At 33.8% G+C, this 14,931-nt stretch carries 12 protein-coding genes; 6 read left to right on the top strand and 6 right to left on the bottom strand.

The window, feature by feature from the left end; translation table 11 throughout:
- The first annotated feature begins 43 nt into the window (after positions 1–43).
- Complete coding sequence (locus WBG07_RS14995) at positions 44–2,821, top strand: putative LPS assembly protein LptD (RefSeq protein ID WP_340202338.1); 2,778 nt, start codon at positions 44–46, stop codon at positions 2,819–2,821.
- 24 nt (positions 2,822–2,845) lie between these two features.
- Positions 2,846–3,226 carry a RidA family protein gene (locus tag WBG07_RS14990; protein WP_340202337.1) on the top strand — a complete coding sequence of 127 codons (381 nt, stop codon included), beginning with the start codon at positions 2,846–2,848 and terminating at the stop codon, positions 3,224–3,226.
- A gap of 53 nt (positions 3,227–3,279) precedes the next feature.
- On the opposite strand, the gene WBG07_RS14985 is transcribed toward WBG07_RS14990, so the two are convergent.
- The 4 genes from WBG07_RS14985 to pfkA are packed head-to-tail and all read right to left on the bottom strand — an operon-like array spanning position 3,280 to position 6,218.
- Positions 3,280–4,137 (bottom strand): N-acetylglucosamine kinase, encoded by an 858-nt coding sequence (locus WBG07_RS14985; RefSeq protein WP_340202336.1) that lies wholly within the window; start codon positions 4,135–4,137, stop codon positions 3,280–3,282.
- 14 nt (positions 4,138–4,151) lie between these two features.
- The gene (locus WBG07_RS19490) at positions 4,152–4,217 is read right to left on the bottom strand and encodes an HNH endonuclease (protein ID WP_413788829.1); all 66 of its coding nucleotides are present in this window, start codon (positions 4,215–4,217) and stop codon (positions 4,152–4,154) included.
- Positions 4,192–5,193, bottom strand: a complete 1,002-nt coding sequence (gene gap / locus WBG07_RS14980) for a type I glyceraldehyde-3-phosphate dehydrogenase (RefSeq protein ID WP_340202335.1) — start codon at positions 5,191–5,193, stop codon at positions 4,192–4,194. The genes WBG07_RS19490 and gap overlap by 26 nt, the downstream gene beginning before the upstream one ends.
- 38 nt (positions 5,194–5,231) lie before the next feature.
- Complete coding sequence (gene pfkA / locus WBG07_RS14975; protein WP_340202334.1) at positions 5,232–6,218, bottom strand: 6-phosphofructokinase; 987 nt, start codon at positions 6,216–6,218, stop codon at positions 5,232–5,234.
- A gap of 115 nt (positions 6,219–6,333) precedes the next feature.
- On the opposite strand from pfkA, the gene WBG07_RS14970 reads away from it, so the two are divergent.
- A complete protein-coding gene (locus WBG07_RS14970; protein ID WP_340202333.1) occupies positions 6,334–8,061 on the top strand; it encodes a sodium:solute symporter family protein in 1,728 nt (575 codons plus the stop codon).
- Here the strand turns inward: WBG07_RS14970 and WBG07_RS14965 are convergent.
- The gene (locus tag WBG07_RS14965; protein WP_340202332.1) at positions 8,058–12,458 is read right to left on the bottom strand and encodes a translocation/assembly module TamB domain-containing protein; all 4,401 of its coding nucleotides are present in this window, start codon (positions 12,456–12,458) and stop codon (positions 8,058–8,060) included. The two genes, WBG07_RS14970 and WBG07_RS14965, sit on opposite strands and share 4 nt — an antisense overlap.
- Before the next feature lie 117 nt (positions 12,459–12,575).
- Here WBG07_RS14965 and tsaD point away from each other — a divergent pair, with 117 nt between their 5' ends.
- Genes tsaD through WBG07_RS14950 form a run of 3 tightly spaced genes read left to right on the top strand, consistent with a single transcriptional unit; the run spans position 12,576 to position 14,628 of the window.
- Positions 12,576–13,598: a tRNA (adenosine(37)-N6)-threonylcarbamoyltransferase complex transferase subunit TsaD gene (gene tsaD / locus WBG07_RS14960; protein WP_340202331.1), complete on the top strand. Its 1,023-nt coding sequence runs from the start codon at positions 12,576–12,578 to the stop codon at positions 13,596–13,598.
- The gene (locus tag WBG07_RS14955) at positions 13,598–13,924 is read left to right on the top strand and encodes a TfoX/Sxy family protein (protein ID WP_340202330.1); all 327 of its coding nucleotides are present in this window, start codon (positions 13,598–13,600) and stop codon (positions 13,922–13,924) included. Before tsaD ends, WBG07_RS14955 begins: the two co-directional genes overlap by 1 nt.
- Positions 13,924–14,628: a 16S rRNA (uracil(1498)-N(3))-methyltransferase gene (locus WBG07_RS14950; RefSeq protein WP_340202329.1), complete on the top strand. Its 705-nt coding sequence runs from the start codon at positions 13,924–13,926 to the stop codon at positions 14,626–14,628. Before WBG07_RS14955 ends, WBG07_RS14950 begins: the two co-directional genes overlap by 1 nt.
- On the opposite strand, the gene WBG07_RS14945 is transcribed toward WBG07_RS14950, so the two are convergent.
- Positions 14,623–14,916 carry a hypothetical protein gene (locus tag WBG07_RS14945; RefSeq protein WP_340202328.1) on the bottom strand — a complete coding sequence of 98 codons (294 nt, stop codon included), beginning with the start codon at positions 14,914–14,916 and terminating at the stop codon, positions 14,623–14,625. The two genes, WBG07_RS14950 and WBG07_RS14945, sit on opposite strands and share 6 nt — an antisense overlap.
- Positions 14,917–14,931: the final 15 nt, after the last annotated feature.

Here is a 14,931-nt window from a genome sequence, read left to right as displayed (position 1 = left end):
TAATTATAATGTCTTGCTAACAGACAAAAAAATATACGTATGTTTGAGTACTCAAAAATTGAGCCATATTTTTACAAAAATAGGATTTAAAGCTTTGCAAGCAAAACAACCTCATATTCTTTTATCTCTTATTTTATTGCTTTGCGTTTCAATAAACTACGCTCAGGATACTCCTGCAAGAAAATCTTTGAAGATAGCAGCTAATAAGGATTCTATTAATACAGAATTACCTTTCATTAAAAAGGATTCTCTTACTTCATTTAACATAGTACAAGACTCAATTAAAAAGGATTCCGTAAAAAAAGAACCCGCATTGCTGCTTGATAAGATTAAATATAAGGCAAAAGATTATGTGAGGATTAGTCAAAAAAACAAACAAATTTATCTTTATAACGAAGCAGAAGTTTATTACCAAGATACCGAATTAAAGGCTGGTGTTATTGTTATTGATTATGAAAAGAATGAAGTCTATGCAGGGCGTATAAAGGACTCTACTGGCAACCTCATTCAAAATCCTTATTTTAAGCAAGGAAGCAATGAAGTGAAGCCAGATTCTATTAGATTTAATTATACTACAGAAAAAGCATTAATCTGGAAATCGAGATCTGAACAAGCTGCAGGAGGTTTTGGTGGCGTAACCAGTGGAGGAAATATTCTGGTATTTGCAGAACTTACCAAAAAAGAAAGTGATTCTGTCTATTATTTGAAAGAAGGAAAGCTTACTACAGATGAAGACCTTGATAATCCCGATTACTACATTCGTATAAGAAAAGGAAAATTTGTTCCTAAAAAGAAAGTAATTGCTGGATTTAGCAATATGTATATTGCAGATATTCCCACTCCTATCGCAGTTCCATTTGCCTATTTTCCGCTATCTGAAAGTAGAACCTCAGGAGTTATATTTCCCACTTTTGGTCAGGTAAACGAAAGGGGGTTCTTTTTGCAAGATTTAGGTTATTACTTTGCGGTTAGTGATTATTTTGATTTGGCCATTAAGGGAGATTATTATACCAATGGCAGTTTTGGTTTTAGAGCAGAAACATCTTATGCGGTAAGATATCGTTTTCAGGGACGCCTCAACTTTAATTATGAAAATGTACTTCAGAGTCAACGAGGATTTCCTGATTTTAGTCAACAGCGTGTTTTTAACTTACAATGGTCTCATACCCAAGACCAAAAAGCAAGCCCCAATTCAAGATTTTCTGCTTCCGTTAATCTCGGAAGTAGCAGTTTTTTTAGACAATCCCTGAATCAGTTAAATAGCTCTAACTTTTTACAGAACACATTGAATTCATCTGTTTCCTATTCCAAGACTTTCCCTGCATATCCATCCGTTAATATTAATTTAACGGCAACACACTCTCAAAATACGAATACTGAACAAATAAATATGACACTGCCCACATTACAAGGTAGTGTAGAACGTATTTTTCCATTTGCGCCGAAAGAGGGAATTAAAAAAGGAATTTTCCAAAATATTAATTTCCAGTATAATATAAGAGCAGAAAACAGGATTCAGACGACTGATTCGTTGTTTCTCAAAAAAGAAATGTTTGAAGATGCCCGTATAGGATTTAGACATACTATTCCAATTAGCACAAATTTTAAAGTAGCCAAATATCTTAGTGTTACACTTAATGGAAATTATGAGGATATCTGGACATTTAGAACTATCCAAAGACGTGATTTTGACGAGACTACCAATGAAGTACCTATAGATACTATTAATGGTTTCGATAGGTTTAATCAATATAATTTCGGAGGAAGTCTAGGTACTACGATCTACGGAACTTTTAATTTTAAGGAGGGAAGTAAGATACAAGCCATAAGGCATACTATGAGACCTTCCATTTCTTACGGATTCACCCCATCCGGAGATCGTTATTTTGAAGAATATGTTGCTAATGAAACGGGCGAAATAAGGGAATTCACTCGTTTTGAAGGAGGACTCTTTGGCAGCCCTCGTCTTGGAAACTCTAATAATATTGGCATTTCAATAAGCAACACACTAGAAGCAAAGGTAACTCCCAAAGACTCCACAGCAACAGAGCCAAAAAAGGTAATGATTTTAAATAGCCTGAATTTCAATACAGGTTATAATATTGCAGCAGATTCTTTACCCTGGAGTCCTTTACGAGTTACCGGAGGTACCCAAATACTCAATAGTAAAATGAGTATTAATTTTGGTGCCACATTGGATCCGTACGCCATTGATAATAACGGAAGACGTATAGATGTTTTTAATGTTAATAACGGTGGAAGCTTATTTAGATTAACAAATGCCAACTTAACATTGAACTACGCTCTTTCTAACAAGACTTTTGAAAAAAAGGATGATGATGAAGAAAAAGACGATAGATCTGTAGAAGAACAGGTGGCAGATCAATTTTTTCAAGACGGATTTGCATTTGGTGAAAACAGGCGTAATGGTTATAATGAAGAAGAAAAAGAGGAAAAAGAAGAAGGTCCGCAAAAACTTTATGGGGCGCGTATCCCATGGAATTTACGAATAGGATACTCTATGAATTATAACAATTCAAACAGACAGAATGAAGTTACCAATAATGCGTTACAATTTAGCGGAGATGTTTCTCTTGCAACTCGTTGGAAGGTACGTTTTTCTTCAAGTTATGACTTCGTTAGAAAAGGATTCGGGTTTACCAATCTAGGTTTTCAAAGAGACCTCAATACTTGGAACATGAGTTTTGATTGGCAACCTTTTAGACAAGGAGGTACCTGGTATTTCTTTATAGGAATCAAGGGTAGTATATTAAAAGATGTTAAATGGGAAAAACGTCGTGATCCTGATCGTAGACTATAAATCTTTAAAAAAATAATAAAACTTATGAAAAAAATAATTAAAACAGACAAGGCTCCTGCTCCTTTAGGACCTTATAACCAGGCCGTATTAAGTGGAAACACTTTATATCTTTCTGGACAAATACCAATTGACCCTGCTACCAATAAACTTGTTGAAAGCACTATAGAAGAGGAAACAGAACAGGTAATGACCAACTTAAAGGAGGTCTTAGTAGCTGCTCAAATGGATTTTGAAAATGTAGTGAAAACTTCTATCTTTTTAAGCGATATGAATAATTTCGCAAAAGTTAATGCCATTTATGGGAAGTATTTTAATGATGATACGGCTCCGGCTAGAGAAACGGTTGAAGTAGCAAATCTTCCTAAATACGTACGTGTTGAAATTTCCATGATTGCCATAAAGTAAAAAAGCCGCCTCAGTACTGAGGCAGCTTTTTTTGTATATTATTTATTTGGAATTTAAGCGAAAATGGATTGGTGGTATTTAACAAGTCCGTCGATTGGTCTTCTTAAAATATTACCTACTTTAATTCCATTTTCTTCCATTATCATTTTAAGCTCATCTTGTAAATAATAAGCAATACTTCCTACAAAGTGAACAAAGACTCCAGTTTTTGCTTGTTCAAACTGAGTGATACTATTATCAATAAAAAGTTGCATACCCTTCCGAATTAGCTTCTGGCAATACTCTTCATTTTTATTTTGAATGACAAACTTTGCAAAAGTAGCCAAGTAGGTATTTGGATTTGGTTGTTTGTATAAATGGTTTTTAATTACATCTGCCTCAAGATCATATTCCTGCTCAAACTTTGCTGTTAATTTTGGAGGAATTTTATGATAATAATAATCTCTAAGTAATTGCCTTCCAAAATAGTTCCCGCTGCAGTCATCCATCAAAATATAGCCTAGTGAACTTACTTTCTGAAATAACTCTCTACCGTCAAAATAGCTGCAATTAGAACCGGTTCCTAAAATACAAACAATGGCATGTTCTTTAGCTTCTACTGTGGCATAAACAGCCGCATAAGTATCTTCTTTAACAGAGATTTTAGCATTTTTAAAATAATCATGAAATATATCTTTCAGATAACTTTGCATTCTTACGGTACCGCAACCAGCTCCATAAAAGAAAAGTTGGGTTACTTCTTTGCTGTGTTTAGACAACTCAAAGTTATTTGCAAGTCGTTCTATGATTATTTCCCGTGTTAAGACCTCAGGACTTAGACCTAAGGTCTGGGTCATAAACAATTGATTTCCGTTATCATCCAGAGCAATCCAATCAGATTTTGTGGCGCCACTATCTACTATTAAAATCATACGCTGTTCTTAAATTAACAAAAACTTCCCTTTTGAAACAAATTATGTATTGTTTTACAGAGAGTTAATATGTTCTGCAAGGTCTATCAGTTTGTTTGAGTAACCAGCCTCATTATCATACCATGATATAACTTTAAAGAACTTAGAGTTTAACTCCATCCCAGCGCCTGCATCAAAAATACTTGTTCTTGCATCACCTATAAAGTCTTGAGATACAACTGGTTCATCTGTATACCCTAGAATACCTTTAAGACTTCCTTCTGAGGCATCTTTCATCACCTTTTTAATTTCTTCATAAGAAGTTTCTTTTTCAAGTCTCACAGTAAGATCTACCACAGAAACATCTGCTGTAGGAACTCTAAAAGCCATACCAGTTAATTTCCCTAATAAATCTGGTATTACTTTAGTCACTGCTTTAGCTGCACCTGTTGATGCAGGAATAATATTCAACATAGCACTTCTACCTCCTCTGTAATCTTTTCTAGAAGGACCATCTACTGTAAGTTGAGTAGCGGTGGTTGCATGAACGGTGGTCATTAGACCTTCTTCAATTCCAAAAGTATCATTTAACACTTTCGCCAAAGGTGCAAGACAGTTTGTAGTACATGATGCATTAGACACTATACGATCTGAAGCTTTTGCTTCGTGATGGTTTACTCCCATTACAAACATAGGTGCATCTTTAGATGGAGCAGAAATAACTACCTTTTTTGCACCAGCGTCTAAGTGATATTGTGCTGTATCTAATGTAGTAAAGATACCGGTACATTCAGCCACTATATCGGCACCTACTTCATCCCATTTTAGATTTTTAGGATCTCTTTCTGCGGTAATTCTAATTGTTTTACCATCAACTACCAAATGACCATCTTTTACTTCTATGTCTCCGTCAAATTTTCCATGAACAGAATCATACTCTAATAAATAGGCAAGATGCTCTACGTCTAGTAAGTCATTAATCCCTACAATTTCTACATTTTCTCGTTTTACGGTTGCTCTAAACACCAATCTACCAATTCTACCAAAACCGTTAATACCAATTTTTAATGTTGACATTTTAAATTTATTTAGTTTACTTTTTGTTATTCTTTGTTTTAAATAGTCATTATATCTGATACTCTCAAGAGTTCCAAATCAATTTTAGAATGACCTTTTATAGCTTTATCTAAGGGAGTTAATTGCATTTTATTATCAATAACTCCAACCATATATTTTGTTTTTCCTTCTAAAAGGCTCTCTACTGCTTTTACACCCATTCTACTGGCAAGTACCCGATCAAAACAAGAAGGTGCTCCACCGCGTTGCATATGTCCTAAAACAGAAACTCTCACATCATAAATTGGCAAATTCTCTTCTACGTATTCCTTAAGTTCAAATACATTTTTGCCTATTTTATCGCCTTCTGCTACCACTACCAAACTAGAAGATTTTCCTGTTTTTTTACTTCTATCTAAGGACTCAATTAATCTATCTAATCCCAGATCTTCTTCTGGAATTAAAATCTCTTCTGCTCCAGCTCCTACTCCAGTGTTTAGAGCAATATGCCCCACGTCTCGTCCCATTACTTCAACAAAGAATAGTCTATCATGAGAACTCGCAGTATCTCTAATTTTATCGATAGCTTCCACTACGGTATTCAATGCCGTATCAAAACCCAATGTAAAATTAGTGCCATAAATATCATTATCAATGGTTCCTGGAATGCCCATTACCGGAAAATCATATTCATTGCTAAAAATCATTGCTCCGGTGAAACTACCATCTCCTCCAATAACTACAAAGGCATCTACGCTAGCTTTTTTTAAGCTTTCATAAGCTTTTTGTCTTCCTTCCTTGGATCTAAAATCTTCACAACGTGCAGATTTTAAAATCGTACCACCTTTATTAATGATATTATTAACACTTCGAGCGTTCATTTCTACGAAATCTCCTTCTATCATGCCTTGATAACCACGATAGATGGCGACACACTCTTTTTCATAATAAGCACATGTTCTTACAACAGACCTAATTGCAGCATTCATACCGGGTGAATCGCCTCCTGATGTCAGTACCCCGATTTTCTTTATGCTTTTTGACATAAAAAATTAATTTAAGGGGTAAAACTACCAAACTTATTTTAATTTTCTATTATTGTATTCTCTAATTTTACGATGTTCAAAAATTTCAAACGTTTTAGTTAATAAAATTTGATTTATGCAACTAACCTTATTAGATTATGGATTAATTGTTGGCTTTTTTATTATTTCATTAATAATTGGATTATTTGCTTCAAGAACTTCTGGGAAAGATGCAAAATCATTTTTCCTGTCTGGAAGAAATATGCCATGGTGGTTATTAGGTGTATCTATGGTTGCAACTACGTTTGCCGCAGACACCCCAAACTTGGTTGCCGGAATTGTTAGACAAGATGGTGTATATGGTAACTGGGTATGGTGGAGTTTTCTACTAACGGGTATGCTTACTGTATTTTTTTATGCAAAATTATGGCGTAAAAGCGGTATTAATACAGATCTCGAATTTTATGAATTAAGGTATTCAGGAAAATCTGCTGCTTTTTTACGAGGCTTTAGAGCGGTATATTTGGGTTTGTTTTTTAATATTGTCATTATGGCTAATGTGTGTCTTGCGGCAATTAAAATTGGCCATGTAATGTTTGGATATACTGAATGGCAAACGCTATTAATAGCGTCAATTGTAACCGTGTTTTATTCTATGCTCGGGGGGCTTAAAGGAGTTTTACTAACTGATTTTGTTCAATTTATAATTGCTATGATAGGTAGTGTATGGGCAGCTATTTATATTGTAAATCTACCTCAAATTGGAGGCGTTGATATATTGCTTACAAATCCTTTAGTGGCTTCAAAAACTAGTATGTTTCCTGATTTCACAAACCCTGAGATAGTGATTCCTATATTACTTGTACCGCTTGCTGTTCAATGGTGGAGCGTTTGGTATCCTGGATCTGAGCCCGGTGGAGGTGGTTATATAGCGCAGCGGATGCTAGCGGCTAAAAATGAAAAACATGCCACTTGGGCCGTCTTATTTTTTAATGTAGCGCATTACGCCATTCGCCCATGGCCATGGATTATTATTGGACTTGCTTCTTTGGTAATTTATCCAAATCTTGAGGCTTTACAGGCTGCTTTTCCTAATTTGAATAGTAATTTTGTAAAAAATGATCTTTCTTATCCTGCTATGCTTACTTTACTTCCAGCTGGACTACTTGGGCTGGTAGTGACCTCTCTTGTAGCTGCATTTATGAGTACCATATCTACACATCTTAATTGGGGAAGTTCTTATATTGTAAATGATCTCTACAAACGTTTTATAAGACCTGAAGCCAAAGAAAAAGAATTGGTTATGACAGGTCGTATTTCTACCTTTCTTATGATGATTTTTGCAGCTTTGCTTTCTACCATTTTGGAAGAAGCAAAAGAAGCATTTGATTTGATGTTGCAAATTGGCGCCGGTACTGGCTTACTTTTTATTCTGAGATGGTTTTGGAAACGAATTAATCCGTATAGTGAAATTGCTGCAATGGTTATTTCCTTTATCATAGCCTTCGTATTTTTTGTAGATGGCAAACAAGAAAATCCTTTTTTTGAGATAGAGGGCTATTGGAAACTCATCATTGGGGTGGTAATTACAACTTTGGGATGGGTTTTTGTAACCTTAGTAACTCCAGAAACGGATTCAAACACCATGAAATCTTTTGATCACCTTATTTTTGGTGATGCATCTAAATTTAAAGGATTTAAATACAAAATTATATGCTTCCTTGCGGGTGTTGTAGGAATTTATGGGGCGCTTCTTGGTACTGGATATTTTATTTATGGAAATTATACTCTTGCATTTTCCCTATTTTTTATGGTCATTATTTCAGCAGTATTAATTATAAAACTTTGGAAAAAAATGAATTAATCCTCACGCTTTTCTTTATTTTTTGAAGAAAAATTTAAAATCCCCTCTCCTACCACGGGTGTTTTATTTTGTGCGTTTTTTTCTTTATTTTGAGTTACCTCATTATCTTCCTTTTTTTTCTTAAAGATTTTATCCCACAATTCCTTAAATGTATTGAAGTCTACCTGATATGAAAGTCCTACACCTTGAGTATATCCCAAACGGTCATTAAGAAACTGTTGAATCTCATTTTGCTTATTAAAAATTTTAGCACTTAAGGTTCCTTCTTCATTTAATAATATTTGCACTTCTACATCTCCGGCAACTACAGATTGAGTAACACCTCCCACTGGAACACCTATTTCTCCATTGATTAGAATTCTATCACTTATTTGAGTAGATACAGTAACCCCTATTCTATCACCATTATTCACACCTAATGGATTCCGTTCACCGACATCATACGAAAATCCAAAATCAAATTTCCCATCATTACTCCCAAAAATATCGTTGATGAAACTGGAAGCAAAACCCGCAATATTACCTGCCAATGCTTGCTGGCTAAGAGTCACCTCGTTGACAAAAGTGCCTTGTGAGAGCAAAGAAAACGCTTGTAATTCTCTTCTATTCTTATCTTCAAGGCGGTATTGCAATTCTGCAACGGTTACAGGATTTGTATTAGGGAAATCAATTTCAAAATCTATTTGAGGTTGTATAAGCTGCCCTTCAAGGTGAATAATTACATCTGTATCTATTTTGCGTGTAACAGAGTTATTGTCTAATAAAACGGCAGGGTTCGCTTTTGTTTTATAAACTGCCTGAATATTAACATTGGCATTCAAAGGGTCTCCATCCCAAGTAATAGTACCCCCAGGAAGTACTGAAAAATCTCTTTCAAATACACCTTTGTACTTGTATTTATAATCTCCTTTAAATGTGATAAAGTCACCCCACATATTAAATTTACCATTGGTGTTTATTTCTATAAGTAAGTTTCCTGCACCAGTTCCCGTGAGCATACTTCCTGATTTACGATCCAATACAATTTGAACTTCTGCCTCTGGGGTAACATCTAAATCAAATTCTAATTCAAGTCCCGAATATTCGCGTAATTTTCGCTGTTCTGCCTCTTCATCTGTTTCATTCTTATCTATAAAATTAATAAAAGACGTGTCGCCTATAGTAGCAACATCACTAATAGGGATTTTAAAGGAAGTACCGCGCATAGTTTCGGCTGTTACTGAAATAAACAAGGCATCAGTAGGACCTTTTATAGTTCCGATTCCATTAATAAAACCTGTACCATAATACAGTTCGTCTTCATCAAACTGAGTATTCAATACTAAAAAACGATTTCCATCAGTTTCTAACTTGAGATTTAAAAACCATTCTTCAAAATTAGTATGGGTAATTCCGCCATTAAAGCGAGCTTTGGTATTAAATACAGTATCTGTTAATTCAAAATTATTGAATTGAAATGTTTGTCCGTATAGTTCTACCTGTGCCAACTCATTAAAAGAAAGGTCAACATTTAAATATGGAATTTTTAGTCCAGCGTCATTAAGCATTAGCATCCCGTCAATTGATGGATTTTTAGCAGAACCCGTTATACGAGCCTTCCCGGTGACTAATCCGTGAATATTTGAAATTACATCTCCACCTAGTGGACTAAAAGGAGCTATATTTAAATTGTCTAAGCTCGCATTAAGGTCTAGAGTAGATTTCTTATCCCCAAATATTGCATCACCTTCTAAATTCAAAGTTGACACGCCATTATCTTTTAAAGAGGCATCAACGGTAAACTTAGAGAAGTCTTCATTTCCAATAATATCAAGATCTAAATCTCCCAATGTATAGCTATTTACCTCTAACTTTTTAACAAATAATCTGGAAGATGGAAAATAATTCCCTCCCTTTTGTAAAATATTTAAGTCTCCATTAACTACCCCTTTTAGATTTAAACTATCAATTTGCGGACTAATTTTGTCTAATGCGACATCTTTAAAATTGAGCTTAATATCCTTATAGGTTGAATCTATTAACTGTCCTTGTAAAAGAATTTGTTCTTCATTAAGGGTCATATCTATTTGACGAATAGAGATGCTATCTAAAGACCTGTTAAAAACTACTTTGTTCTTTGTGTTTCCATTTTCGTTGAGCAACCATTTATTTCCTTTAAAACCAACTTCTGACTTTTTTAGGCCAATAACGGATTTTTTTTCTTTGTTAAAAGTATGATAGAAGTTAAGATTATAAATATCTGTATACTCTTTTCCTCCTAAGAATTCTGTTCTAAAGAATAATGTATCCTGTATAGTTGCATTTATAAGATTAAAGTCTTTAATTTTATAAAAACCTACATCCATATTACTGACTTCAACATAGGTATTAAAAAGTGGATTTTTATTATCTATCTGTACTTTTATTTCATCAAAAATTTTACCAAAAGCATGAATATGGGGAGATTTAAAGTTTAATTTAAAATCACCATCATCTGCCACCATACTACCTCTTAAGGTGGTATTAGGGTCAAAAGCAACTTCTGGGAAAAATACATCTATAATTTTATTATAAATTTTAAAATTAAAATTCATATACTGACCAGCTGTAACTTCATAAGGACTATAATTCGTATAAATACTTCCAATAGAATTCTCAACAAGCTTCCCTACTTCGCTTATTTTAAACTTTCCCTTAACTGTTCCTGTAATAATATCCGGAGAATTGATTTCTAGGATGCGTTCTTCTTTTTCAAATACTGAAGTAATCTTAAAATCATCAAAATAATACTCGTCATTTTGATTTTGATAGCTAGTTTTTAAAAATCCAATATCACCTACTGCATCGTCAATGGTATTAGCAGACATATTCATGTAGATGTTTCCTTTAAATATGGAGATACTATCTGTTTTAATTAAATTAAGCTTTTTAAGATCTGCATATTTAACTGATGCTATAAAATTGAATTGATTTTTTTCACTTGACAAGTCTGCAAGGCCTTTAAAAGTAAATTTAGCATTTGAATCTTTTGAAACCATACTCCCGTCAAACAGTTGATCTTTAAGTACCCCAGAAACATCTATATCTTTATAGTCATAATTGTTATAATGCAGCTTAAATACCTTACCAATAACTTCAGTATTAAGATTTTCCTTTGTAAATCCTTTTCCATTTACATCAAAATCAAAAGAAACTTGCCCAAGAGAAGGGTCGTCTATAAATGCACCTAAATCAAACTCAATTAAGGAGATAAAACCTTCATAGGAAGCATTATCAATGTCTTCAATGCTGGTAAGCTTCATATCAGAATAACTACTTCCCAAGTCTGTAAATAAATTTACTCTAGCATCAATAAAACTTTCCGTTATAACAGAATTTCCACGAATGGTGAACTGCCCAAACTTTTCAAAAGATGAAGGAAGTGTATTTCCCAAAATATCTGGCAGCAAAGATTTTAATTGATTGTAACTTGAAGATATATTTTCTATCCCTGCATCAAGACGAAAAGGTTGTGTTGAAGTAAAAATATTTTTGAAATTAAAATCTCCACGAATAATTGAATTACCAGATTCAAGAATCATTCCTTGAGCTTCAAAGTCATTTAATACCCCATTGATATCCGTTGAAAATGTAATCAGTTTACCTTGTCCGAATTCATTGTAAAAAGTATTTACTTCATCTAGTGCTACTTCGGAATCATTAAAAATGGCTTCTATTTTAACTTTATTAAGAAAATCGCCAAAATCCTTCCTATCATACCTAAATACAATTTCGCCGCTAATGTCTGAGTTTTTGGTTAACAAGTTAAATTCTTCAAATCGCATCTCATTAAGTGAATAATGAAATTCTGTTTGTAATTTTTCTACATTGACACCTCTTCCCGTATGAAAAGCAAGTTTTTCTATTTTAGCATCTACGTTAGGACCAATAATCGCAAAATCATCTACTTTGGCATTCATTTCATTAAATAGAAGCAAGTTGGATTTTTCTTCATTTAAATCTATCAACCAAAATTTACTATTGGTGATATCTATACCTTTCGCAGTAAGCCTAAAATTAGATGTAGAGGTGGTATCTGGGGTACCTTCAAGTTTTGCAACAAATACGTCTAAATTCGTGTCATTTTCTCCTTCATAGGTTTTGAGCTTCATTGTCAAACCTTCAATTGAAATATTTCCAAAATTCAAATTTGAATTTACCGCATTTCTTACACTTAATAAAGAGGTGGTCAATTTATCTACATAAAATAATGTATCTTGCTTGTAGTCTTCAATATACACTCCTTTTAACCCTACTCTACCTAGAAAAGAAAGATCTACTTTATCTATTTGAATACTTGTAGCAAATTCTTCATTTAAAGATTTGGTAACTCTTTTGGCTATATTATTTTGAACTGCGGGAATGGATAAAATTATCACCAATATTAATAGAATAAATAATACTGCGACAATTAAACGGACAAGTATTTTTCTAAATTTTTTGATAGTGCTAATTAGTTATACTTTTGTATTGCAATTTTTATTCCAAATACAATCATGGATACTCCTGATGTTTATATTTTAGGTATTGAATCATCCTGCGATGATACTTCTGCCGCTGTATTGCACAACGGAAAAATGTGTTCTAATGTTGTTGCTAGCCAAAAAATACATGAAGCGTATGGTGGTGTTGTTCCAGAACTTGCGTCTAGGGCTCACCAACAAAATATTGTTCCAGTAGTTCATCAGGCTTTGGTTATGGCAAATATCGACAAAAAACAATTATCCGCCATAGCTTTTACGAGAGGGCCAGGTCTAATGGGATCTTTATTAGTTGGAACCTCTTTTGCTAAGTCTTTGGCCATGGGATTAAACATTCCGCTAATAGAAGTAAATCACATGCAGGCGCATATACTGGCCCATTTTATAGTAAAAAAAGAGGGACATTATCCTAAGTTTCCATTTTTGGCAATGACGATAAGTGGCGGACATACACAAATAGTTAAAGTAACCAACTATTTTGAGATGGAAGTTATAGGGCAAACCATAGATGATGCCGTTGGAGAAGCTTTTGACAAGAGTGCTAAAATTCTAGGGTTGCAGTACCCTGGCGGGCCACTTATTGACAAATTTGCTCAACAAGGAAATGCAACTGCCTTTAAATTTACAAAACCGCGAGTTGATGGTCTTAACTTTAGCTTTAGTGGTTTAAAAACAGGTATTCTCTACTTTATTCAAAAAGAAGTAGCTTCCAATCCCCATTTTATAGAACAAAACCTACATGACATTTGTGCTTCTATACAATACACCATTGTAGAAATTTTGATGGATAAATTAAAGAAAGCAGTAAAACAAACCGGAATAAAATCTATCGCTATTGGGGGAGGAGTTTCTGCAAATTCAGGCATAAGAAATGCACTGAAAAGTGCGGAACATGCCTTAGGATGGAATACTTTTATACCAGATTTTGAATTCTGTACAGACAATGCAGCTATGATTGCTATGGTAGGCCATCTAAAATATGCACAAAAAGATTTCACTGATACGCAAGTAAATGTTAAAGCCAGATACGCAATTTAATGGACTATAATCAAGACTTGGTAGAAAAAGTAAGATCTGTTTTAAAACAACTACCAGAAAATTTTATCGAAAAAGAAATGTTTGGAGGTATTAGTTTTATGTTTGAAGGTTTTATGACTCTGGGGGTGCTAAACAATGATATTATAGTAAGAGTATTAAGTAATAAAATGGAAACTCTTCTTTTATCTCCTTACGTAAGACCTATGAATTATTCTGGAAAAATATTAAGTGAATATATTTACGTTTCCAAAGATGGCTGTAAAACAGATAAGGAGTTACTAAAATGGATATCTTTGGGGTTAGAACATGCTAAATCTCGCTTGTAATGCAATTATTTTATCATTCTAATATCTCAGAAAATGATCAGTTTTTTTCTTTTGAAAAGGAAGAAAGTAGACATTTATCAAAAGTTTTGAGGAAAAACATTGGAGATGAAATCCACGTAACCAACGGAAAAGGAATGATTTTTAAAGGATTAATTGAAGAAATCAGCAGCAAAAATTGTCTTGTAAGAATTACTGGTGAAGTTAAAAAGTTTTCTCGCAGATATTACCTTCATATGGTGGTAGCACCTACCAAAATGAATGATAGATATGAGTGGTTTTTAGAAAAGGCTACTGAAATAGGTGTTGATGAAATTACGCCTATTTTTTGCGAACGCTCTGAGCGCAAGTCAATAAAAAAAGAACGCTTTGAAAAAGTTCTAATTTCTGCCATGAAACAATCGCTCAGGTCTTATTTACCTAAACTAAATGATCCTATAAGCTTAAAGGAGTTCTTAGAAAAAAAACACGAAGGTCAATTGTTTATTGCCCATTGCGAACCCGGAGATAAATACCATTTAAAGCGTAGATTGCAACCAGATAATCCTGTAACTATTTTGATTGGCCCGGAAGGAGATTTTACTCCAGAAGAAATTGAAAGAGCAGCCCATCGTAATTTTTATCCAATCACCCTTGGTAAAGAACGCTTAAGAACGGAAACAGCCGCTATTGTAGCTTGTACGGCTACTGCATTTTGTAATTTATAAGCTTTGTTGCTTTCCGTATACTATAGTTGAATTTTTATCTTCTAGTAAAACTAAAACTATCACACGCAATTGATCAGATGGCTCTACAATAGCGGGAATTGCCAGTATGTTGGTTGTTTGATCAGAATCTAAGCTAATTTTTTTTTCTGCAACTACCATATTACTATTGCGTAAGTTCAGGTCTTTATTCTCCCCTCTCTTAATAGGGGTAACTCTATCTTCAATCACCAATAAACAACTTAATTTGACAGCATTTTCTTTATACAGAGTTTTAATGGTTAAAGTCAATAGGTTTTCTTCTTG

The organism is Ascidiimonas meishanensis (assembly GCF_037782385.1).
GTDB classification, from domain to species: Bacteria; Bacteroidota; Bacteroidia; order Flavobacteriales; family Flavobacteriaceae; genus Ascidiimonas; species Ascidiimonas meishanensis.
The sequence above is the reverse complement of the archived record's forward strand: the minus strand, read 5'-3'. Positions and strand labels throughout refer to the sequence as shown.

Excerpts from the sequence above, each read along its gene's own strand:
- WBG07_RS14990 (WP_340202337.1), top strand. The coding sequence starts at position 2,846 with ATGAAAAAAATAATTAAAACAGACAAGGCTCCTGCTCCTTTAGGACCT.
- WBG07_RS14985 (WP_340202336.1), bottom strand. The coding sequence starts at position 4,137 with ATGATTTTAATAGTAGATAGTGGCGCCACAAAATCTGATTGGATTGCT.
- gap (WP_340202335.1), bottom strand. The coding sequence starts at position 5,193 with ATGTCAACATTAAAAATTGGTATTAACGGTTTTGGTAGAATTGGTAGA.
- pfkA (WP_340202334.1), bottom strand. The coding sequence starts at position 6,218 with ATGTCAAAAAGCATAAAGAAAATCGGGGTACTGACATCAGGAGGCGAT.
- WBG07_RS14970 (WP_340202333.1), top strand. The coding sequence starts at position 6,334 with ATGCAACTAACCTTATTAGATTATGGATTAATTGTTGGCTTTTTTATT.
- tsaD (WP_340202331.1), top strand. The coding sequence starts at position 12,576 with ATGGATACTCCTGATGTTTATATTTTAGGTATTGAATCATCCTGCGAT.
- WBG07_RS14955 (WP_340202330.1), top strand. The coding sequence starts at position 13,598 with ATGGACTATAATCAAGACTTGGTAGAAAAAGTAAGATCTGTTTTAAAA.
- WBG07_RS14950 (WP_340202329.1), top strand. The coding sequence starts at position 13,924 with ATGCAATTATTTTATCATTCTAATATCTCAGAAAATGATCAGTTTTTT.